Source organism: Streptomyces bluensis (assembly GCF_014650715.1).
Taxonomy (GTDB): domain Bacteria; phylum Actinomycetota; class Actinomycetes; order Streptomycetales; family Streptomycetaceae; genus Streptomyces; species Streptomyces bluensis.
This window is the reverse complement of sequence record NZ_BMVM01000007.1, coordinates 319,756-343,278: the sequence shown is the minus strand read 5'-3', so window position 1 is coordinate 343,278 and position 23,523 is coordinate 319,756. Positions and strand designations below refer to the sequence as shown.

Sequence of the window (23,523 nt, the reverse complement as noted above, 5' to 3'; positions counted from 1 at the left end):
GAGGAACCCATGCGCGAGATCGTCACGACCGCCGCCGTAGAGGCGGTGGACCCGGCCGAGTTCATCTCCGATCTGCACGCCGGCGGCGAGATGCCGCAGAACTCCGGCGGCGACCCGGCCGTGCCCGACTCAGCGTTCCCCGACACCCACACCTACCCCCTGCCGACCGTCTGACCGGTAGCCGGTAGCTGACCGGCCCGGCCGTCGGGCACCTCCCCGTGTCCGGCGGCCGGGCCTCGTCGTCCCCGAAAGGAGAGGCGTCATGCGAAAAGCGTTCTTCGACGGCACCCACCGCACCCGCCACCCCGGCGAGACGTGGGCCGCGATCCGGCCGGTGCTGAGCACGTACGGCGTCACCCGCGTTGCCGACGTGACCGGGCTGGACGACATCGGTATCCCCGTCACGATGGCCGTACGGCCCCTGGCTCGCACACTCAGCGCCGCGCAGGGCAAGGGCGCGACGCTGGACGCCGCCCGCGTGTCCGGTGCGCTGGAGGCCGTCGAGGCGTGGCACGGCGAGCGGGCCGTACCCGCGACCATCGAGCGGGCCCCGGCCGAGGCCCTGCGCCTGCCGTATCCGGTGACCGCGCTGGAAGCACACCCCGGCTCGATGCTGACCTCCCGCACGGTGCTGGACTGGATCACCGCCCGCTCGGCGGTCGACGGTACCCCCGTGCCGGTGCCGTCCGCGTGTGTGCGGCTCGGCCGGGAGGTTCACGGCCGGTGGCGGCTGCACCTGCCGAGCGCGTCGACGAACGGACTCGCCTCGGGCAACACGACGGCCGAGGCCGTCACTCACGCCCTGTACGAGGTGATCGAGCGGGACGCGGTCAGCGACCTGACCAGCCCCGCACCCGAGGGCCGCCCCGTGCGTATCGACCCGGGCACCGTGACCGATCCGCACTGCGCCGCCCTGATCGAGCGCGTCCACGCCGCCCGCGCGTGGCTGGAGTTGTGGCACCTGCCGAGCCGCTTCGGGGTTCCGGTGATGGCCGCGTATCTGTGGCGCGAGGACCAGCCCGCCCTGTTGGTCTCCGGGGCCGGCGCCCACCTCGATGCGCACGTTGCCCTGTCGCGGGCGATCACCGAGGCCGCACAGTCCCGGCTCACCGCGATGACCGGCAGCCGCGAGGACATCCACCCGGCCACCTACCAGGAGGCAGGGCACCGCGGCCCCGGCACGGCGGGCGACCCGGGCGCCGACTGGGCACGGCTCACCGCCGGGTACACCCTCGGCTTCACCACCGACGAGCGCGAGGCCGGGCACCTGGCCGCCCGTATCGCGGGCGTGACCGGCGCCGCCCCCCTGGTCGTCGACCTGACACACGGCCCGAACGAGACCGGGGTGTTCTCGGTGGTCAAGGTGGTTGCCCCGCATCTGCGGTACGACTCCCGGCACGTCATCCCCCGCCCGCGTCAGGAGGCCGCCGCGTGAACGCTCGTACCGTGCACGTCTTTTCCGGCCCGACCGTCCCGGCATCCCGCGTCCGCGAGCTTCTGCCCGGTGCCGTGTGCCATCCGCCGGTCAGGCACGGTGACCTGGTACGGCTCGACGCCGCGCCCGGTGACGCCGTCGTGATCATTGACGGGCTGTGGCACCAGAGCGCACCCGTCCGGCACAAAGAGATCCTGTCGTTGCTGGCTGACGGCGTGCGGGTGGTCGGCGCGGCCAGCATGGGCGCACTGCGGGCCGCCGAGCTCGCGCCGTACGGCATGACCGGCGTCGGCGCCATCTTCGAGGACCTGGCGGCCGGAGTGCTGGACGCTGACGACGAGGTCACCGTTCTGCACACCCCCGAGGGACAGCCACTGTCCGAGGCCCTGGTGAACATCCGGGCCGCCCTGGTCCGGTGCGCCGAGGCCGGGCAGATCAGCACAGCCGACGCCGACACGCTCGACGGTCTCGCCCGCGCGCTGCCCTACACCCGCCGCACGTGGGCCGCGCTCGCCCGCCGGGCCCGCGAGGAGGGTGTGGCGGGCGCCTTCGCCGAAGTCGACGCCTGGCGCCGCCGGAACCCGTACGACGTGAAGGCCGAGGACGCGGAACGCGCGCTCGTCCTGGTCGCCGAGGGCGGCCCGCCGGCACGCGAGGCCGGGGCGTGGGAGGGGGAGCCGTGGCGGACGTCGTTCGTGCGGTACTGGGCAGCGGCTCACCGGCCCGGCCCCGGAGGCGTGCCGTTCCTCGCGGTGCTGCAACACCAGCAGCTCTACGACGACCAGTTCCCTGCCCGGTGGCGGGCCCGCGTCCTGTCCGCCATCGCGGGAGGGGGCACCGGTCCGGACGGCGCCGAGGCCGCCGCACTGTGTACCGCCGCGGCCGAGGGGGTCGACGTGGCCGCCATGTCCCGGCAGCAACTCGCGTACTGGCTCGCCCCGGCCGAGCTGCGGGCCCTCCCCCCGGGCGAGGCACTGCTCAGGATCATGGTCCGCTCGGCCCGGCTGGATGGTGCATGGTCGGTATGGCCGTCCAGCCTCGCCGAGGCCGGAGACCTGGTCGACGCCCCCCGGCGGACGGCCGAGACCGTCGCCGCCGCGTACGCCGTGAATGCGGCCGTCGAGGCGGCCGACCACCGCCACACCACCGCCCGACTGTCCCCCGACCGCATCGGCCGGCATCTCATCACCCGGTGGAACCTCCCGGTGTGCGCGGGGCGGCCGACGCTGGACGCGGCAGCCCGCGACCGCGCATTCCGCGACTTCGCCGGGGCCGTCGAGGTGGCCCGAGCGTTCTACCTTGGCGCCCGCGCCGTGGCCCCGGCCGTATCCGTCGGCACCGGCCCGTGTGCGGGCTGCCCCGCCGCCATGGCCAGGGCCCGGACCTGACGGACCAACAGCGGCAGCACCGCGGCGAGCACGATCACCAGGGCACCGGCCGCGAGGGTGGCGCGGACTCCGACGGCGCGGGAGACCGGGCCCGCGATCAGGTACGCGACCGGCACGGGAGCGAGCTGTCCGAGCGTCGAGTACGACAGGGCGCGGCTCAGCCGGTCCGCGGGGATGCGCTCCTGCACCAGGCCAGACCACACGGTCATGCTCACCGCGAGCCCCGTTCCGGCCGCCGCCGTCGCCGCGAGGAGTACGAGCAGCGGAGCGGCGCAGGCCATCGCGGCGAGCGGCAGGGCCAGGGACCCGGTTCCCGCGCACACCACCCGGCCGACCAGCCGGGGCCGCCACATCAGCGCCACGGCGGCCCCGGCCACCAGCCCGCCCGTGAAGGCGGACACGACCAGCCCCCACAGCCCAGCGCCGCCGAGATACCGCGCGCCGTAGACCGGCCCGAGAAGCTGGTACCCGACCAGCCACACCGGCACGACGAGAGCGCCTTGCACGACCATCACCCACAGCCAGCGGCGGGACCGGAAGTCGGCCCAACCCTCCCGCAGCTCGGCCAGGAACCCCGTCTTCACCTTCACCGGCCCCGGCTTGAGATCGATCCGGGCAAACAGCACGGCGGCGACCGCGAACGTGACCGCGTCCCATCCGATGGCCCAGGCCGACCCGAACGCGGCGACGAGGACACCGCCGAGGGCCGGACCACCGACCTTCACGAGGTTCTGCCCGATCTTCAGGAGCGCGTTCGCCGCGTGCCGCAGCTCGGCCGGAACGACGTCCTTCACGATGCCGCCCGCGGCCGGCGTGAAGAACGCCCCCGCCGCCCCGCAGATCCCGGACATGAGCACCAGGTGCCACACCCGGGCGTCACCGGACCGCAGCAGCATCACGGCCAGGGCCTCGGCGACGGCACACACGATGTTGGACCGCACCATCACCCGGGCCCGCGACAGCCGGTCAGCTACGACACCTCCCACCAGGAGCAGCAAGACCTGAGGAACAACGCTCGCCGCCAGGACCAGGCCGAGCGCGCCCGTACCCCCGCCGATGTCCAGCACGGCGAACGCCAAGGCGATCGGAGAGACGGCCGAGCCGGTCCACGACAGCAGACGGGCAGTGAAGTGCAGCCGATACGCGCGGATCGCCAACGGCGCACCTGCTTCCCGGACGCGAGCCGCCCACCCAATCCGGGGGGCAGCCCCCAGAGCCTCACGGTTCAGCAGCCGCGCTTTCGGCAAGATCCAACTCCGCCCATAGAACACGAAATCCCGGCAGCGAGACGCCACCGGGAAACTCGCCCCGACTCTAGGACAACCGAAAGATCATCTGCCGCAGACGCAACAACCCGCACCCACAGAACCTCAGTTCAGTACTCAGGTGGGAGGCGTCACGGCCATACCGCGCTTGCCCAGCCCGACCGTCTCCGCTGGACTGGTCGAAGGTTCGCAGCGACTTGGCCGAGCCACCCGCAACCCTTCGTGAGGCCACCAGTACGCACGGGTCACCACAGATGTGGAGCCGTCGAGGTCCACCGCCACCTGATACGCAGTCCGGCCATCCGGCCAGTCCCGACGCGCCCGCACCTGCGTCCACCGCCAAGTGCCGCAGGACCATACCCACAGCGCGGGCCGGTCAGCTCGGGGCCAGGTCCACACGACCGGCTCCGGGCCGTCGACCGGCCGCCAGGGACGCGCCTCGATAGGCTCTGCACGATCCTCGATCACGTGTTTGATTTTAGGGTTTGGTGTGACGGTGTGTACTTGTGACTGAGCTGTCCTCTGCCATCGAACTTTGATCGTTGCCACCGCACCTTGATGGTCCGCGGGTCCGTGCCACCGATGTTTGATCAGTGCCGGAGTTGGCGTGCTTCCTCCAGTCGCTGAGCAGGCATGACGGGCGCAGTACTTGGGTGCCCGGCCAGCTCAGGGACCCGCTTCGGCATGCTGAAGACTGCGACGTCTCCCCGGTGCGTCTTCGTGTGGTCGCCGCGGTCTAGGGCCTCCATCGCTACCCGGCAGCGCTCCTCAAAGGCGGCCACTACCTGCCGGGCGTCGACGTTGTGCGCGCTGCGGAGAATCTCGGCTGCCATAAGGAGGTTGGTGCTCTCAGTCTGATGGCCCGCGTGCGCTTCCACTGTCGCGTACAGGTACCGGATGAGGGGTCCACGGGCCTCCGAGCGCACCCAGGTCAGGCGGGCCGCCTTCTCCACCAGATCTGTACTGAACAAGCCGGCACCGTCGTATAGATCATGCGCTTCTGGACAGAGGAGTAGCACGTTGTCCAAGCAATGAAAGCGCCGCTCGGCTATGAGCTGCGGGAACGAGCGACTCAGCTCCTTGATGGCTGGCCAGCTACGCACATGCGCGATCTGGAGTCGCCCTTCAGCCAGTCGGTCGAACCCTTCCGCATGGTCAGTCCTGTGCTTGCTGCGATGCCAGGAGAGAGCCGCAGCTTCAGGATCGTTAACGGGGCGGCCCTCGGTCAGCCCCGGGTCTTGCAGAGCACATCCTGTGCCTCGCATGGCATGGAGCAGTTCCCGTAACGGCCGAGACATGGGTGGACGGTTGCTAGGCATGAGGCATCTGTATCAGCGAGCACTGACAGCGCTGACTTACGTCTGCTTGAGGTGGTCAACCTTGGATGGCAATCGCTCAAGGTTCGCTGTCACGAGACAGCGCGCGTCGGCATGCAGGACTATCAGCCATGGCGTGAAATGACCCCAGGAGGTCGGGGCATGGATGCGTATGTACCGCTGTTGCAGACCCTCGCCTGGGTTCTGCTCATCGCCTGTGTCGTCGTCGCGTTTCGCAAACCGCTCAAAGAGCTCGCGGACGTGATCGTCAAACGAGTGAAGGCAGGTGCTGGCGTCGAAGCTGGCGTCAGCCCCACCGGGCCATACTTCAAGCTGAATGAGTTGCGCGAGAAGCTCCCCCGCTACGAACCGGAGGCGGCCACTGAAGCCGCCGTCGCCCCCGCCGGGGTAGTCGCCCCCGCCGGAGCGGAACCTCTGGCCGGCGATGACCTTCCGGAACCTGTCTCGCCCTCGGCCCGCGAGGTGTGGGAGCGGTACCGCGACCAGCTGAAAGAGAGGTCGCACCGGATCCACCTCGTGCACGTCATCAGTCCGTCGACTAGGCCCGGCCAGCGGTTCGACCTGTTCATCTATCTCAAGGCCGCTATGAAGGGCGACCTGGCCGACGTGAAACAAGCGCAGTTCTTCCTCGGCAGGCACTGGGGGAACAAGGTCTTCGCCTCCTCGAACCAGGATGGGCTGATCGGCTTCTCCACGTCCGCGTGGGGGTCCACGCTGTGCGTGTGCCGGATCGTCTTCAAGGACGGCAGCCATGCCGTCCTGAGTAGGTACCTCGACTTCGAGATGGCACCCGTCTTTGACACGGGCACCCTCGCCGCCCCCTGAGAACCGCCTCCGATGGGCAGTGGCATGCCTGGGTCGACGGCGGCGGATCGATTGCGGTCGCGCGTGTGATCAAACTTCAGTGGCACGCGCTAAACCTTCGATGGCACAGAACATGAGCACGCGAGTTGTGTTCCGTCGCAGCGAACCTTGAGTGTTCTCACCGAAGTGTGGTCGCTGCGCTTCTCTCGCATCGAAGGTTGAGTGGGCTGGTCAGAGCAAGACCGCAGAGCAGGTACAGCGGTCAGCCAGTGCAGCGGGCCCCGGAATCTCATCTCGGCCGAAGGCCAAGATCGCTGCCGGGTCCTTGCGGCATGCCTCCATGTGATTGATTGCGTGCAGGCAGATGGCCCGGAGACTGGCCCCGCAGGTAGGAGGCTGATAGGAACCATTGGCATGGTCAGTCCCAGAGGGCCGAGGAGGCTGCGGCCGCCCGGCGGAGGCGAAGCGATCCCGATTACGTGGGAAGCGGACGTGGCGCCGTCACAGCGAGCCGGTGACCTTGCACGTTACTTCGATGACCTCGACGCTGCAATTGATACCGGCGAAGCATGGGGAATCAAGTTCGCCCGCGCGGCAGCCCAGCAAGACCTCATGGCTGATATCCGGCAACGAGGTTTGGAAGCGGTGGAGGGCGAAGCCCTCGAACTCGGATATGACCGCCGAGACCTTAGGTATCTGGACGACTGGATCCATGGACCATGGGAGCGAATGTGGCCAATGACAGTTGTCGGCCCCGGCAGCTTACTTGAAACTCTCGCCGACGCCCGGGTCCCCAAACTGCTCGGGACGCCCGCGCGGATCAGGCACGTTGAGTACGGCAGTCCCCTTCTGGTCGAGCTCGTAAGCTCCGGTTTCTCCCTCTTCGGAATTGTCAAGATCGCGGAACTTGTCCGTGACTGGAGTAATAAGCGAGCTGCCGACGCCGCGAGTGTCCGTCAAGCCAATGCTGTAGCAAGACAAGAGGAGGCGCGGGCAAGGCAAATAGAAACGCATGCTGACTTGGCTCAATGGGCAGTTGACGAGACCCGGGCCAAACGCTGGCCCACGGCGGCCGGCGATCTCTATTCCGACGTAACCCCTGAACAGCTCCAGGCTCTGACGCGGCTAGCTGAGAGGCTTACGCGCCTGGAGCTACCGCCAGGGAGCGGTCAATCCGCGGACGATCAGTAATGGGCGCTGTGGCTCGACTTCGTGGCCGCTGCTAACCCTCACCTCTAATTCGCTCCAGCTACCGGCCGGTTAGGTGTCCCTTAGTGTCCGACCTGGACTCCGGGGTCCAGCACGAGTTCGTCGCCGACCCCTGCTGTTCCCCGTCTCGCATGGATCAGCGCTCAACCTTCGGTGAGAACGCGCAACCTTGGATGCGACGGGTCAAGTTGGCCCGTCTGGCCAACTGATTCACTCATACCAGCAGCAGTTGCAGGGACGCTCCAGGGGGCAACCGTAAGGGTCTGCGGACCGCCGGTGGATCCGCGGCGCAGAGGCGCAGCCACCAGGGCAGAGGGCCTGTCCATGCCGAGCAGTTCCCCGGCGCCGAAGCCGGCCACTGAGACGCCTGCCTTTCCTTCGGGCTGCACTTTACAGCCGCTGAAGCAACTTGTTGTGGTCCTGACCGGGAGGACGTTTGACCGGCTACGAACTTCGGATCATATTTCTGCGGGCCACTTCAGTAGCCAAATAGGGTGTAATAGGGCGCGAGCCTCAAGGTGGGCGTAAATCAAATTCGATACCATCTGATTGCAGGCGCGCTGACAACAGGAGGGTAGTGTACTCGCCACGTTCAGGATGGGAGGCTTCGGTGGTAATCGGCCTTGGGCTGGCCATCATCTATAATGCTGTTCTCATTCGAGTCCTTAGGACTAGGCAAGGTCGGTCACGCCAGGATATTGCTGGAATTCTTATGGGTGGCAGCTCTCCGCATCGGCAGTCCAGCGAGAAGCTTGCCGGCATGGGATGCCTGGTATCACTGGGTGTTAACTTCAGTACCGCTGTCATTATGTCGGTCTTCGGAGCTGTTTTCTGTCTATTGTTCGCCATCCTCAATCCCGCAGTACAGCTTCATGAGATCAACGAGCCGGAGATCGCGAGACAGTGGCGAGATGGTTCCATTGCGCTGCGTCTGAGTACGCTTATTTTCGCAGCAAGTCTGATCGGCACGCAATTTAAGTATCTGCGGCGGGTGGCTAAGGTCAAGCCTGCTCGACCAGATGAACTTGCCTTGCAGATTCCGGCTCAACTGAGTGATGAAGAGCGACTGTGTCGTGATATTTTTCAGTCAGCCGTATTCGCGCTCGTGTTGACCATTCTATGGGTGCTTAGAGCGCAGGGAGTGACGACACCTGCGACCGTCGTTCTCTCCTGGGCCTTCTTGTGCTTCAGTGACGACTGGAGCATCATTTCGAGTTATTCACGTGCCCTAAAGGGGCGTATTCTGGTTTCTCATCAACGCCGAATGTACGTTGCCAATTTACTCTTGGTGGGTCCTCTGCTCGTGGTCGTCTGGCAAGAGTGGGGAACTTTGGCGGTTTTCGTTCTGGGCGGGATTGCACTTTCGTATATGTGGTATCTCCGCCAGTTCGCCACGAGGGTGGCTTTCCCGGTTGGGTAGATCCAGGTGGCGTCGCCCGGTCAGGTCCACCGCCATGCGCCGGTGCCAGAGCAGAGCTGCCGCCGACGGGCACAGCCGACAGTCGTGACCTCGCGCACCACAGGTTCTGCGGGTGGCACTGCCTGCACGCTCAACGAGCGTGCGGCCCCCGGCCTGGTTGCCTCAGGCACCTCACTGGGAGAAGAGCAGCACTGGTCGCTTCCAGAGGGCAGGTGGCAAGGCCGGGTCCTGTGTTGTCAGACCGGCAGGTACGGGCTGGGTTTGCCGTGCCAGCTGATGTTCAGGGCATCGCGGGCGCGGGTCGTGGCGACGAAGAGCAGGGAGCGCGCCTTGCGCTGCTCGCGCTCGTAGCGCGGCGGGTCGTCCGTGCGGTAACGCTCGATGACGTTGGTGCGCGGGATGATGCCGTCGCTGGCGCCGACGATGGCGAGCTTTTGGTATTCGAGGCCCTTGAAGCGGTGCATGGTGCCGACGTGGACCTCGCCCTCGCCTTTGGGCCCGTCCTTGGTGAGTTCGGCGCAGGTGATGTTCGCCTTGGTGACCAGGTAGTACATGGTCTGGCTGACCATGTCGCGGTCGGCGACGCACACGGCGATTCGGCCGCTGGGGTCACGGTAGGCGCCGTTGCCGCCGGTGGACAGTTCCTCGCGCCAGGTACGCAGTGTGGAGGCGAGTCCGGCGAGTTCGTCGTCCCAGGAGCGGTAGGGGGTGAACGTGGGGGCGGGGCCGTGGAGGACGGAACGGTAGCCGGCGAGGTTGTCGGTGCCGTCGTCGAGGTCGTCGTACGTGACGCGTTTGTCTTCGACGACTCGCAGGGCTTTGGCGAGGATCTCCTTGGTGGTGCGGTAGCTCAGCGTCAGGCGTGAGGCGCGACCGCGGATGTTGATGCCGAGGGCGCCGAGGGCGACCTGGTGGTCGTAGATGCGCTGGTGGGTGTCGCCAGCGATGAACATGTCGTTGGGCAGGTCGGGGTCGGCCATGGCGCGGAGCATTTTCCAGTGCGCCGGGCGCAGGTCCTGGGCCTCGTCGACGACGATGTGCTGGTATCGGTAGTTGAGGTAGCGCATGCCGGAGCTGTCGTCGCGGTGGATGAGGTCCTTGCCGCCGACTTCGGCCTTGTACGCGCGGCGGGCCTGGATCTTCGCGGCGCGTTCGATCTCGTAGCGGGCGGCCCGTTCGGCGGCCTGTCCCCAGGTTTCGACGCCGAGCTTGTCGAGTCGGGCGGTGAACTGTTCGATGAGTTTCCAGATGTGATTGCGTTCGGGGCGGGTGAGGGCGCGGCCCCGGCCGGCGCGGCGGGCCTGGAAATAGGCGGAGCGGTTCGGCACCGACTGGCCGAGGATGACCTGTTCCCATTCTTCGAGCAGGAAATCGGGTTCCCAGCGGCGGTCGTCGAGCTCGGCGAGCAGCTGGCGCATCTCGTTGAGTGCCACGTTGTCGTAGACGCGCTGTTTGCCGCGGCCTGGCGCGGTGGTCTCGCCCAGGACGCGTGAGGCGAGCTGGTCGATGTGGGCGATGTCGACGCGGGCCAGGAGTTCGGGCTCGACGAGGGAGGCTAGGCGTAGCCGCAAGTCGGTGGTGAGGTTCTTGGTGAAGGTGGTCAGCAGGATCGGCTTGTTGTGCCCGGGGGGCAGCTGTTCGGCGAGGTGTTTGACCCGGTGCAGGGCGACGATGGTCTTGCCGGTGCCGGGACCGCCGGAGACGCGGGCGGGTCCGTTGTAGCGGCGGTGGACGATGCGTTCCTGCGTGGGGTGGAGGAAGACCTTCCAGGCGCGGAAGTCGCCTTCCTCGATGACGGCCTGTACTGCGTCGTCGACCGTGGTGACTTTGGTGCGGGTGAGGGCGGCTGCGAAGTCGTCGGGGTCGGGCTCCTGGCGGAGTTCGACCGGCGCGGTGATTTCCTTGCGGACCTCGTCGATGCCCATGCCAGCGGCGAGGCCGTACAGGATGTCCTTGGACAGCAGGGGGGCGCCCTCGACCAGTTGATCGAGCTCCTGGCTGTCGGTGACGGTGAGTGCCAGGTCGATGAGCTGGTCGGCAACGCCCAGCCCGCGCAGGTCGTCGGCGCTGTACCTGGCGAGCAGCGCGCGCGCTGCCTTGGGCTGTGCCGGTTCGACGGGGGGCTTGGGCGTGTGGTCCGGTTCGGCGGGGGTTAGGGTGATGCCGGCGCGGCGCAGGGCGCTGTCCCCGACGACCGCAAGGTCGACGAACTCGATCTCGCCGGTGACACGGTTGACGGCGACCTGGAGCTCTTCGTAGACGTCTCTGCGGTGTCGGACGGCGATGATCAGCCAGTCCTCGGTGCCGTCGGCGTCGATGCCGGTGCGGGTCAGAAGCGCCCGGTAGTGCTGGTTGATCTCGGCGCGGTAGATCCGGGAATCACCCTTGAGCTTCCGCTTGACCAGCCCTGGCTGGTCGGGGTTTTCCCGGAAGGCGTGGCAGAAGTCGTAGAAGTCGGTCTTGATCGAGAGATCGAGCTTGTGGAGCTCCTGTTCGGCCTTGCGGTACAGGCTGAGCCGGGCGGTCATCGGGTGGTGCCTTCCGTGCCGGGGAGCTGGGGGAGCAGTTCGTCGAGGTGGTCGAGCCATTCGGCGGCGGTGCGCGCCGTCCAGCCGGCCTCGGCGTACGCGGCGTCGCGTCGCTGCGCCTCGGGGTCGTCCGTGCCGTGGTGGGCCGTCACCACGGCGATCTTGATGCCGGGGGTGTCCCAGGCGAACTCGGCTTGCCAGCCGCTGTTGCCCAGTTCGTAGCCGAAGACCGGTGCGCGTTTGCCGTGGTCGGCAAGGACTTCGGCGAGGCGCAGGAGTTCGGGTGCCTCGCCGGGATCCTCGCGCAGGATCTCCAGGATGTCCTCGTCCCAGGCCGCATCCCGCAGAGCCGCGGTAGGGCCAGCTGGGGTCTCCGCGGCAGGTTCCGGTTCCAGGACGGCGGGTTGGGCAGTGGCGGGAGCGGTGACGCCGTGGAGCGACTCGAGTTCACCGACCCCGCCGCACACGGCGAGGACTTCGACCTCGAAGGCGGCGGCGTCGCTGGTGGCCAGCTGGACGCCGTCGCCGCCGGCCAGGGACAGGAACTGCGTGAGGTTGGTCCAGTACAGCCAAGACCGCCAGCGCAGCTTGTGTTCTTCCGTCTCCAGGACGGCGTCCGTGTTGTCCAGGACCGTGAGCGCGGACCAGCGGGGGTTCTCGGGGTCGGCGGCGTCCAGGGTGAACAGGATCGGCAGACCGCTGCTGTCCTGGGTGCGGAAGACGTGGACGGGGCCGATCCCCGCAGCGTCCGGCGCGAGGGGAGCATCGTTGCGTTGGCCGTCGGTGAATGTGGCGAGCTGTGTGCGCAGGGCGGTCACCAGTTCGCTGCGCCGCCCGGTCGCCGCGACCTGGGTGGTGCCGGCGGTGGCGACGAGCCCCGTGACCAGGGCCCGGGCACGGCGGGCCCAGCGCGCGGGATCGGGGTCGCGCAGGTAGGCGATCAGCGTGTCGATCGGGTTGGCGAAGACCGCTTCGGCGAAGTGGGCGCGCTGTCCGCCGTACTGCTCGTAGGCGGCCTTGGCCTGTTCCTGTGCGGTGCCCGGGTAGGGCGGCCAGACCGGTGTGGACTTGGTGGGGCGCTGCTCGAACAGGTCGATGTCGGCCCAGGTGACCTGGAAGACCACTTCGCCGCCGGCGCGCAGCCTGGTGCGCTGGGCCGCGTCGGTGGCGATCCGGTTGTGCTCACGGCTGGCGTGGAAACGGAATCCTTCGAGATAGACCTTGACGCTCTGGGCCGGGCCGTCGACACGGGTGAAGGTGAAGTCGGTCCGGGTCCCTTCGAGCTGCTGCTGCGCGGTTAGCCGCCAGTGCATGACGTCCGAGCCGCTGGTGAAGCGCAGGTGCCCACTGGCGTGACCGTCTTCGTCCAGGGCGGCATCGTCGGTTACCTTCACCCAGCCGCGCAGCGCGGCCAGGAACCGGGCCTCCAGGTCGGATTCGACCTGCTTGTCCAGGCCGACCAGTCCGGTGTGCCGGACCTCGGTGGTCTCCCAGCCGTCCTCTCCCTCGCCTGTGAACAGCAGCGACTCCAGCATGACCAGGGCCGCGTTGCGCGAGACGACGTCCTGGAACTGCTCGGGGGCGTAGCGGTGCAGGCAGCGGTGGCAGGCCCGGCGCTGCTCCTCTTGGCATGGGCACTGCTTGAGCAGGTCGTACGCCTTGGCGAGGGTCTCGCGGAAGGCCTCCGGCTTGGTGAGCCGGTCCAGGTAGCCGGTGCCGCCGGGCAGGGAGTCGAACAGGACCAGGAACCAGCGGCGTTCACCGCTATCGGCGTCCGGCATGGACGACACGGTGGTGTCCAGGTGCTGGGGGTCACCACCGAAGTGCAGATCGACCCCGAGTCGTAGCGCGGCCCGGAAGGACTGCACCTTGGCGTCGATGTCCGCGGTGGCGGCCGGGATCAGCACCCGCAGGGCTTCGGTCTTCAACTGGTGAGCGAGCAGTACCGGTTCCTGGGTGACCCCGCCCGGCTTGCCGCGCCGCAGCGGGCACCACGGACGGTGGTGCTTGAGCTGCGGGGTGCGCGCGGCCGAGGAGCTCAGTGCATCGGTGTCATAGTCGAAGACGGGTTTGCCGTCCGCGCTCGCCGCGCCGCACGCCGTACACACATGGAACGGGTTCAGCCGCACATAGTGGCCGGCGAAGTCGTCACGCGCCGGGGCGTCGTAACGGACAGGTCCGACGTTGATCCGTCGGATCATGGCGGTGCGGCAGTAGTCGACGCCGAAGGTCTGCTTCGCATGACGCCACGAGCCCGGTTCGATGTCCTCGATAGGGATGTCGACCGCGTCCACCACCGTGTAGAAACGGCGGTCGCGGTCGTCCTTGTCATCGCGGATCCGGGCGTCGTCCCGCTTGCCCCTGGACGTCACGGTGGTCGGCTCGACGATCTGGAAAAGGCACGAGCCGTCGTCCGCGATATGGCTGGTGGCGCAGCGCGGGCAGGGCGAGCGGTCGGTGGCGGCGTCCTCGGTGCGCACGTATCCGCAGCCCGGGCACACGCGCCAGGTGCGCCACGCCTGCCCGCCGCCTGTGGAGATCTCCAGCCCGGTGATCTCGTGCCGGTAACCGTTGACGTAGAAGGTATTGCCGGGGGCCAGCTCCTGGAGGGCGTAGCGGCGCGGTCGCTCGTAGGCCGTGGTCGTGGAGGTGAACACCACCTTCCCCGTCCTGGGGTCGATTCCCTCTTCCCCGTACAGGGTCGCGGACAAGGTGGTGGTCGAGTCGATCAGCGCATAGTTGGGCAGCAGGCCCAGGTCGCACAGCGCGCTCTGCGCCGGCGTCTCGCCCAGGTCCAGGAGCCGCTTGCCCACGCCGCGTCGCTCGGCGTCCAGCTCGGCTTTCTGCCGGGCCTGTTCGGGATCGGTGTCGTGTAGCTCGCCGTGAGCGTCATCGATCTCTCGAAGGCGCGCTCGCAGTGCCTCTTGGCCGCGGCGCCACTCGCGTTCGGCTTCCTCCACCCTCCCGCGCAAGCCTTGTGTCGCATACGCCTTGAGGTCGGCCTTGGCCTGGTCGCTGATGCCGGTGGGGAACATCTTCAGGAACCTGTCGACGAGGACCTCGCCCTGGGCGATGGCCAGTTCCACCAGGTCGATCAGGTAGCCCGAGGGGCCGAACAGGGCGGGTGCCTTGTTCGGGATCGCGCGCAGCACGATGCCGTCCGCCCGCACGAGCTGTCCCGCTGCGGCGAGGTCCAGCAGGTGCGCCAGGTACTGGCGGCGCAGGATCTCCACCGCGGACAGATAACAGCCTGGCGGCACGATCGTGCCCGCGATCAGGTCCTTGGGACGTTCCAGGAAGTAAAGGTCGCGACGGCGCCGGTCGGGGATGGTCAGCAAGAACGCATTGCCGGTCCGGCGCCCGGCCCGGCCGACCTGCTGGGCGTAGTTGGCCGGCCGGCGCGGGAGCGCGGCCAGCACCACCGCGGACAGGTCGCCGATGTCGATGCCCATCTCCAGCGTGGGGGTGCAGGAGAGCACGTTGGGGTCTTTGAAGCCCCCGCCGCGCTTGAACGCCTCCTCTACTTTCTCCCGCTGCGCCCGGGTAAGCATCCCCGTGTGCTCGGCGACGACCACCTGATATGGCCCCGCCTTCCGGTACAGGCGCCGGTAGTAGTCCCGGGTGTAGTCCCGGTCGCGGTGATGAACCCCGAGGGCCTCAGGCCGGTCACCGGCCACCAACCGGCCCCGACGGCATCGGTAGGAGGGGCACGGCTGGTCATGCCACTGATCCAGCAGCGACGGGTGGACCGTCTGCTCCCAGAAGCACACCGGGCAGCGGACATAGGAGTGCCGCACCTGCTCGTCGTCCAGCAGCAGCGCCTCGATGTTGCCCGGCTTGAGCCCGTAGACGCGCAGTGAGCTGTCGTTCGGGGTGCGCACCGACAACAGCCCGGCCCCGGCCAGCTCCGGCAGCAGACGGCTCCAGAACTCCGGTGCCACCTCTCGCGGCACATCCAGGCAGCGCCCGGCCCACCGCTCGTACCAGGACAGTCGGCCGGTGGCGAAGTCGAACTCGCTGCGGTCTTTGGGCTGGCCCAGCAGGAACACCGGTGCCGCCACACCTCTGGGGAAGGCCCGCATGCCCGGCGGACGATTGCCCCAGATGAAATAGCGGGTGGTGCCCGCCTCATCCACGTACTTGTCCAGCCACTTGTGGGACACCGCACCCCGGGTACGCAGCCGCTCCAGGAAAACCCGCAGGAACGCCAGATACCGGTCGTCGCTCTGCTCCACCAAGGTCAGGTCGGTGCGGTTGCACTCCTCGTGGACGCGCTTGACCAGGGCCACCGCCGCGGCCGGATCCTCGATCCGTACCTGGGCCGCAGCGGTCCGGGTCAATTCCAGCGTGCGGCCGTTGCGAGAGCGGAATCCGAACTCCATCAGCGCTTCGAAGGCCAGCCGCTGGCCGATCAGCCGCCACGTCTTCAGGTCGCCGCCGCGGCCCTGCCCGGACAGCAGACGGTCCACCCCCTTGAAACCGTGCAGATCCGGGGGCACCACGGCGGACAGCGTGTCCTTGTCGGTGGTTGCCTGCACCACGTTTGCGATCAAGTCGTTCAGTGCCGTGGGGGTGTCGTGGCGCAGGTGCCGGGCCAGCAGGGCGCGCAGCGAGAAGGTGTACGAACGGTTGGCGACGAACCCGGCCCGGTGCGCAGCATCCTGCACCGAGTCGTTGAACATCAGCGTCTTGTCCTCGCGCAGCTTCTTGTCGAGCTCCCCGCCCGTGAACAGCCGCGTGATCGACGCCGCCGCCATGGCCGCCGCGCCCGTACCCAGGTAGCGAATCGCGTTGCGCTCACCGCATGCTGGGCACCAGTCTTCCCTGGCCGCGGTATTCGCGGTCGCCCCGAAGTGGACCAGAACGAACGCCGAGTCCCGGGCCGTGAGGCGGGGTTCCTTGGTGTCCTTGTCGTAGTCGTTGAGCGGATCGGGCAGCCGCAGCCGCTTGCGTGCCCCGTCCAGCACCATGAGCATCCCGCCGGCCCCCTGCAGCGCAGGAGAGGCGCCCCTGGCGCTTCGGCCACTGGCCGGCATCGGCGCCGCCCCGGACCCCTCGCGGGCCTCCTGCTCGGAGGCCGCGATCAGATTCCGCACCCGGATCTTGTCCTGCCCGGTCGAAGCGCGACGGATCTTGTAGGTGTCGAACTGGACGTCGTGGTCGTCACTCTCCGGCGAGAACACCGCCCATCCGGACCTCCCGCAGTCCCGGCAGTAGATCGCTGGCAGGAACAGATTCGCGCTTTGCCCGGACGTCGCCGTGGTCACCGGCGCCATGCGGTGACTGTCCGCCGCACCGGCATCCGCCGCCCCCGCCATGTCCCAGCGGAATTCCGCCTTCGGCCACGGCAGCACGCCGCGCAGCAGGCGGGTCACCGAGCGGGCCCACTGATGCACCTCGAGATGCACAAACGGACGCGGCTCCCCGGGCGCGGACTCGGGATCACGGGCGTAGGAGAGCAGGGCCACGAAACGGGCCAGTGCCTCGGCGGCCTGCTCCGGCCTGCTGGCCACCGCCTCGGACCAGCCGGCCGCCCCGGCGCGCCACATGACATCCAGCACCTCGGCGCTGGTCCTGACCTCACCGCCCAGCCCGTGCATGATCGCTCGGGTGAACAGATGACGCTTCAGGTTGTCGCCCAGCACGAACGAGTCCAGATCACGCACCCCGGTCACGGCCTCGATAAGGTCCAACAGGGCCTCATCACCCGTGGTGGGATCGGGCAGCGCCAGCAGCTCGTCCGGCGTCGGCTGCGGCTGCATCTTGATCTCCGTCAGGGGGATGAACTCCTCCACCGACAGCCGGTCTTCCCCGACGATGGATTCGGCGGTGAACTCCGTGCCGAACACCTGCGTCGCGACCTCCAGCAGGCTTGCCATCCCCGCACGGTCGGTCCCCGACGCGAGCGTCGCCGACGTCGCCACCGGGCAGATACGACCAAGAGGCTGGTCGTCCTCAGCCGCGCCTACCGCGGCGGCGAGCCGGCGCAGCAGCATCGCCACATCGGTGCCCTGCGCGCCGTCGTAGGTGTGGAACTCATCCACCACCACATAGCGGATGTCTGCATCCCGCCACAGCGGAGCATCATCCGAACGCTGCAGCAGCAGATCCAGCATCTTGTAATTTGTGATCAGGATGTCCGGCGGCGAGAGCTGCATGTCCGAGCGCCGCGTGTAGACCTTCTCGTACCGAGTCGCCGCCCGGTCCCCGATGTACAGACCCGCCGACAGCTTGCCGAGCTCCGTCTCGTTCCCGGTGAGCAGTTCGTTGATGCGCTGTGCCTGGTCGGTGGCAAGCGCGTTCATCGGATACAGGAAGACCGCCTTGATGCCGGTCTTGCCCGCGGCCTGCTCCCGGCGGCAGTGATCCAGCACCGGGTACAGGAACGATTCCGTCTTGCCCGAGCCCGTGCCCGTGGTCACCAGTGTCGGCTGCGGCGTGTGCCCGTTCGCCGACGTCAACCGCGCGAAGGCCGCAGCCTGGTGGGCGTACGGCGTCCAGCCCTCCCGCTGCCATTCCAGGTGCGAGCGCCACTCCTCACCGGCGACCGTGAAGGGTGTACGGATCCTCAGGAACGGGCCTCGGAACATCCCTGACGTCTCGTCCCCGAGGAACCGGTGCAGCGCCTCACGCGCCCCTTCGTCCGTCAGCGCGTACGTCGTCGACAGGTACTGCAGCAGGCTCTCCTTGAGCCCCCGCGCCTCCAGCGTCGGCCTCACGGCTTCGGTACCTCCTGCTTCTCCGGGTCCCACTCACCGCGGGCGACCGCGGCATCCAGCCGCGCCTGGAACACTGCGTGCGCTTCCCGCATCTCCGACTCGCGATCCGCCTTGTAGAAGGGAGCGGTGTAGCCGTCAGGTACGGGAGCGGTCTTGGGGTCGGCCTTGTCGGCCAGGTAGGTCTGGAGCTGCGTGAAGTGATCCTTCTCCTGGCCATGGCCGTAGGTGTAGCGGTCACCAGCGATCTTGCGCTCGTTGGCATCGAACCAGGTGACCAGGTCGAAGCCCTGCATGATGTCGAAACGGGCCCGATACATGGTGATCAAAGTGTCGGCGTCAATGCCGAGCCAGACAGCGACCAGAGCATCGATCTCCACTAGCGCGGCCCGACGGGCGTATTCCGTACGAAGGGGGGTGTCACGCTGCCAGGTACGGGTTACGGCGTGGAGCTCCGTGTTCATGCCAGCCCAGGTGCGGGCCCATGGCTCATCGGTATTCCAGGTGGAGTCGTAGAGCTCCTCCCAGAGGCTGGCGTAGGCAGTGGTGAGGCAGTTGAGTCGAAGCGTACGGAGGAGCAGCGCGGGGGCGAGAGGGTGGTCGGCGGTTGGAGCCGGGAGACGACGGGCTTGCGCCACGTCGAGGTGCCCCACCCCTGTTGTCTGGAGCAAGTAGTCCGTGGGCAATGCGGCCCAGAGACCAGCCATCAGAGTTGAGCTGCGAACATCACCCAGGGCCGCGGAGCGGACGGAATGGACGTGCGTTGCCCCTGGGGGAATCAACGCAACGTATAGACCACGTTCCGTATCGGCCGCGATCCGCTCGCGCCAGGCCAGCCGATAGAACTCGGCGTACGGCCTAGTCGCCTTCGCGATCAGTCGGCGGTCCACCTCCGCGTCCGACACCTGGCCCGGAGAACGGCCACAGGAGAGCGCGATCTCCGAACGCGCCAGGAACAGCGCTACGGCATCCGTGCGCATTCGAGCGAGCAGTTCGTGATCAAGCCACTTGGCCTGCTCTCCCACGTACGTCGCGTCGTCCGCCACCTGTCGGTACTCCGACTCCGGTACCGCGTCCGACGGGATCTGCAGGTGGTTCAGCCCGCGGACTTCGCCGCCGCCCTGGCTGGGCTGTTTGAAGAGTGGATTGGCGACGCCCAGCTGGGGCCCCTTGAGGATGACCTCGTCCCAGGAGTCGGTCTGGTAATCCTCTCGACCTTCCTGGTTCTTGTTGTAGTCGATGAGCGGCTTGTCCTTACCAGGCCCGTACAAGGACTTCTTGGCTCCACTCTCATGGAAACCGCTGCTGATCTGGGGCTGGGGCTGGAGCGCCCCCAGGCGCAGCGGGTACGCCGCCAGCGCGTCGATTGCCGGGTCCTCCGCCGTACTCACTGGCGTAAGTAGCTGCGTCTGCTCAACGGGCACCTTCCGCTCTCCGGACAGCTTCTGCCACCGTGCAAGGGTGTGGGGCGTCACACGGACGACGCGCTGCCGATGCGGGCGTTCGTCCCAGTCGCCGCCGTACTTCACCCCGGGAGCGTCGCCGCTACCGTCGTGCGTGCTCGACAGGCGTAGTGCATCGACGGAGAACAGCCAGGACAGGTGGTCGAAGTCGATTTCACCGTGCTCGCCATAGATGTGCACGCCGAAGTGGCTGGACCGGCCCACCGGGGGTGGGAAGAAACGGTTGCCAGCGTTCACGAAGTCTCCGTGTACCCGCAGCCGCCGGTAGGCCGCCTCGCGGAGGGCCGCTTCCTTGTCACCGCTGAAGTGGGTGTCCGGATGAACGAGTCCGACGGTTCCGCCCGCAGAGGTGTGGTCCCAGGTCTGGCACATGAAGGCGCGATAGAGGTCGGGTTGGCTTCCCGCGATGAGTGGATACACCTGTGGTGATGCCAGGTAGTCGGCGGTGGTGGCCGTGGCGGTCAACTCGCCGAGAAGGTAGTTGCGTACCTCGGGCTTGACCAGTTCGGCTGAGCGTCGCCGGTTCTTCTCTGCCGTTGAAGGCTTCTCCGTGAGCATGAACCACGGCTCATACTCAGCAAGGACAGAGTTCTCCTTCCACTCCGGCCGCACCCACGGTGGGTTCCCCACCTGGAGGTCGAAGCCGCCGCTCTGGGCGAAGACGAGCGCGAACTCCAGCTCCCAGTGCAGGAACCCCTGGCTCGCGGCGATCTCTCGTACCGTGTGCAGCCACGGGAAGCGCTGTTCGGGGTTGAGGGTGTCCATGCCCATGAAGTCAGGGAGCGTTCGCTCGTACTCCTTGAGCTCGTCGAGCGTTTCGAACTGGTCGATGAGGGTGCCTTCGGGGACTTCCGCCGTGCCCAGCATCGCTTCCAGAAAGTCCAGCCAGTCGTCGAGGTCCTTGAGGGGGATCACCGGCCGACGTGCGGGCTGCTTCAGCTGCCCCAGCTTCTGGGTCTTGGGCGTGATCTCCTTGGTCTCGACGACGACTTCAGTACCGGTTGTGAGTTCAAGGTGCTCCAGGGTCGTCTGCCCCTTTTCCACCTCGAAGAAGCCGATATTCTCCACCACGCGGGGTGTGGCCTGCGGTTCGGGCGCGGGGATGGTCTTGGGGGACTGATCGCGTGGCTGTCCATCGAGCATCGGCACGCCCCCGAGTAGCGTCGCGAGACTGTCGATGGTGCTGACAGCCGCGGGCCTGGTGTAGGTGCTGTCGGTGCCGTCCAGCAGGCTTGCCTTATCTGCCGGCCAGAACCACAGGGCGCACCAGGCGTCCATGACCGTCTTCAGCCGCCAGTACGGGGTGTCGACGGTGTTGAAGAGGTCCTTGAAGACCTTCTCCTTCGGCACCGCCTGGTCGGGGTGCTTCATGAAAGCGAACTCGGGGTCGGACGGATCGGCCTTCCAGACGTCAATCCTGCGCGAGATCTCTTGCTCGGAGATCTGCATGCGCTTGATGACGAGCGACCACAGGAATTCAGTTCGCCGGGCCGCATCGCGCAGGCGCGTGAACTGCGACGACGCTTCGGCCTTCGGCTGCTTGGTCTTCGGGTCGCGCTTGGGGCTGCCGTCCTTGTTGAGGTGCGCGGTGCTGCGCTTGGGGCGCTGGAGGATGCCTTTCTTCCAGGCAGCCAGCTGCTCGATGCTTTCTTTGGCGAGTTCCTTGGCTTCCTTGGAGCCGGTGACCGCAGCCCATCCCGGGCTCGGCAGCAGGAAGTGATGCACCGCATCTTGGGGGAGCGGCTGTGGCTCGCCCTCCTTGAGGAACGGCAACGGAGTCGGTGGCAGGGCGCCCTTGGCCTTAAGCCACGCCTTGTCCGGTGAGGCCACGTCGTCCCCCGCGTACACCGCCCGTCGGCTGCCGATGAGCGAGTTGCCGCGGCGGAGGTGCAGGCCGAACCAGGGGGCTTGCATGCCGGGATGCATGGTGTTGAGCCACAGGGAGACTTCGGCCAGTTCGACGCCGGTGGCGTTGAGGTCCACTCCGTAGGCGTTGTGCAGGGCGATGTACGCCTTGGCCTTCTGCTTCTCCGTGAGGGCATCGGCCGTGGGGATGGTTGTACCCAGCTCGTCTTGGCGGCGGCGCAGATACTCGTCGGCGACTTGGTTGATGGCTTCGTTCAAGAACGCGCCCGAGCCGAGAGCTGGCTCGCAGATTTTGAACTTGAGGAGTTCGGAGGCCCGGGTCTTGATGATGTTCCCGTCAGCGTCGCGCTCCTGGTCAAGGCGGTTCTTGAGGGCAAGTTCGACGGTGACCTCGGTCAGCGATTCCGGGGTGTAGTACGACGCCGACGTCTCGCGGGCGCGGCCGGCGAGCCGGTAGACGAACTCGCCCTTCGCATATTTCTTCACTCCACGCAGGCCCTTGCGGGCGTCGTCCTCGTTGTAGTGGACGAGGGTCTTGTCGGGGTACTGGTCCTGGCGGTGTGAGGGGATGAGCCAGGAGCCCTTCTCCGGGTCGCCGCCCTTGGCGACCTCGCACAGTTCCTCGTCGGAGATGATGCCGGTGTAGGACATCAGGCCCTCGTATACGGCGCCGAGCTGGTTGATGCCGAGGTTGCGGTAGGAGATGAAGCCGCCTCGCTCGCCGCGTTTGCCTTTCTTCATGGTCAGCAGGCGCAGCACTTCGTGGAGCGCGGAGTTGCGCAGGCGCAGATCGAGCCAGCGCGGGCCACTGTCCTCATCGCGGTTTGGGTCGCGGACGCCGCGGCCGATGAGGCGGATGGCGGTGGGTTCGAAGAGCTCGCTGCGCAGGGGCTCGAAGCGCAGGCCGAAACGGTCTTCGCTGCGGCGGTCGGCCTTGGCCTTGCGGGTCGCTTCGTCGTCGCCGGGCTGGTCGTCGTCGGCTTCGGTGCCGTACGGGCGGTGGCCGAAGTTGACCTTGTTGAACAGGACGTCAAGGGACTGGAAGAGGTGGAAGCCGTTCTTGGCTTCCTGGTCGATGAGTTCCTCGTCGGTGGCCACGAGTTCGCGCAGTCGGGCCATGGAGTAGCCGGCCTCGTAGGTGTCGGCGTCGGCGGGGAGGATGCCGAGTTCGGGGCGGGCTTCGGCGTACAGGAGGAAGAGGATGCGGTAGAGGTAGCGCAGGGCTTCGCGAGTGAGTTCCCGGGGGAACGGGATTTTGGGGCTTTCGATGTCGGCCGGGGTGACGTTGTTTTGCGGCTCGGCCATTCGCCGTAGGACTTCGTTGGCGATGATCTCGACCGAGCGCTGCAGGCCATAGCGCAGTTCGCCGGAGACACCGGCGGCGTTGGCGCTGGAGGACTTGAGGAGCACGTCGATGGGGCGGGTCTGGTCGTTCTCGCCGGGCCGGAGCATTTCCAGGCTGAACAGGGCGGCGATGGTGGCGAGCTCGCCTTGCTGACTGCGGTCGTTGCGCTCCAGAGCGGCGTCGAGGTTGACGGCCAGGTAGCGGCCTTCGTTCCAGGCGCTGCGGTCGGCGAGCAGGAGCACCCCACCGTGGAGGAGCAGGACGAACCGCGGGTGCGGACCTCCGGGTTTACCGATCTCGCTCTGGAACAGCCAGGAGGCCAAGGCCGCCCCGGTCTCGTAGGTTTCACTGCTGCTCACGCGTTGAGGCGACAACAGACGTCCAGGCCCGTCGGGGTCGAGGGCGGCGTCGTTGTCGGCGGCCCATCCGCAGTCGATCGCGACGATGCGGTGGCCGTGGTAGGCAACGGGCAGAGTGTGTTCGCGGCCGGCGCGGTGGACGGTGAGTTCGCCGGGGGCGGGCTCGTAGCCTAGGGCCTTGAGGACGTCCTGGTGCCAGGAGGCCAGCCGCTTGGTCCACTCAGGGTTGTCGTAGGTGCGCAGCCGGGATTCGTCGTTCGCGTCGCTCTGGGTGGTTTCGGCGAAGTAGCCGCGGACTTCCGGGGTGTGGTATGCGCTCCGCAGGGTGCGCAGCTGTTCGCGGGGGGTCTTGCGTGGGTCGTTGTCGTCGCCCTCGCGCATGGTCCAG

General features: G+C 67.5%; 10 protein-coding genes. 6 read left to right on the top strand and 4 right to left on the bottom strand.

Annotated elements, in window-relative coordinates:
• Positions 1-9: 9 nt before the first annotated feature.
• The 3 genes from IE262_RS20125 to IE262_RS20115 all read left to right on the top strand — a co-directional run bounded on the left by IE262_RS20125 (position 10) and on the right by IE262_RS20115 (position 2,823).
• A complete protein-coding gene (locus IE262_RS20125) occupies positions 10-174 on the top strand; it encodes a hypothetical protein (RefSeq protein ID WP_189875312.1) in 165 nt (54 codons plus the stop codon).
• Positions 175-262: 88 nt separating this feature from the next.
• Positions 263-1,435 (top strand): YcaO-like family protein, encoded by a 1,173-nt coding sequence (locus IE262_RS20120; protein ID WP_189875310.1) that lies wholly within the window; start codon positions 263-265, stop codon positions 1,433-1,435.
• Positions 1,432-2,823 (top strand): TfuA-like protein, encoded by a 1,392-nt coding sequence (locus tag IE262_RS20115; RefSeq protein WP_189875308.1) that lies wholly within the window; start codon positions 1,432-1,434, stop codon positions 2,821-2,823. Before IE262_RS20120 ends, IE262_RS20115 begins: the two co-directional genes overlap by 4 nt.
• Here the strand turns inward: IE262_RS20115 and IE262_RS20110 are convergent.
• Positions 2,730-3,980 carry an MFS transporter gene (locus IE262_RS20110; protein WP_229877346.1) on the bottom strand — a complete coding sequence of 417 codons (1,251 nt, stop codon included), beginning with the start codon at positions 3,978-3,980 and terminating at the stop codon, positions 2,730-2,732. The two genes, IE262_RS20115 and IE262_RS20110, sit on opposite strands and share 94 nt — an antisense overlap.
• A gap of 1,538 nt (positions 3,981-5,518) precedes the next feature.
• Here IE262_RS20110 and IE262_RS20105 point away from each other — a divergent pair.
• The 3 genes from IE262_RS20105 (at position 5,519) to IE262_RS20095 (ending at position 8,858) form a co-directional block, all read left to right on the top strand.
• Complete coding sequence (locus IE262_RS20105; RefSeq protein WP_189875304.1) at positions 5,519-6,250, top strand: pYEATS domain-containing protein; 732 nt, start codon at positions 5,519-5,521, stop codon at positions 6,248-6,250.
• Positions 6,251-6,643: 393 nt separating this feature from the next.
• Complete coding sequence (locus tag IE262_RS20100; RefSeq protein WP_189875302.1) at positions 6,644-7,420, top strand: hypothetical protein; 777 nt, start codon at positions 6,644-6,646, stop codon at positions 7,418-7,420.
• Positions 7,421-8,150: 730 nt separating this feature from the next.
• Complete coding sequence (locus IE262_RS20095) at positions 8,151-8,858, top strand: hypothetical protein (RefSeq protein WP_189875300.1); 708 nt, start codon at positions 8,151-8,153, stop codon at positions 8,856-8,858.
• A 236-nt stretch (positions 8,859-9,094) separates the two neighbouring features.
• On the opposite strand, the gene IE262_RS20090 is transcribed toward IE262_RS20095, so the two are convergent.
• Genes IE262_RS20090 through IE262_RS20080 form a run of 3 tightly spaced genes read right to left on the bottom strand, consistent with a single transcriptional unit; the run spans position 9,095 to position 23,516 of the window.
• Complete coding sequence (locus IE262_RS20090; protein ID WP_189875297.1) at positions 9,095-11,386, bottom strand: UvrD-helicase domain-containing protein; 2,292 nt, start codon at positions 11,384-11,386, stop codon at positions 9,095-9,097.
• Entirely contained in the window at positions 11,383-18,105 is a 6,723-nt protein-coding gene (locus tag IE262_RS20085) for a DEAD/DEAH box helicase (protein ID WP_189875295.1), read from the bottom strand. The genes IE262_RS20090 and IE262_RS20085 overlap by 4 nt, the downstream gene beginning before the upstream one ends.
• The gene (locus tag IE262_RS20080; RefSeq protein WP_229877345.1) at positions 18,102-23,516 is read right to left on the bottom strand and encodes a hypothetical protein; all 5,415 of its coding nucleotides are present in this window, start codon (positions 23,514-23,516) and stop codon (positions 18,102-18,104) included. The genes IE262_RS20085 and IE262_RS20080 overlap by 4 nt, the downstream gene beginning before the upstream one ends.
• Positions 23,517-23,523: the final 7 nt, after the last annotated feature.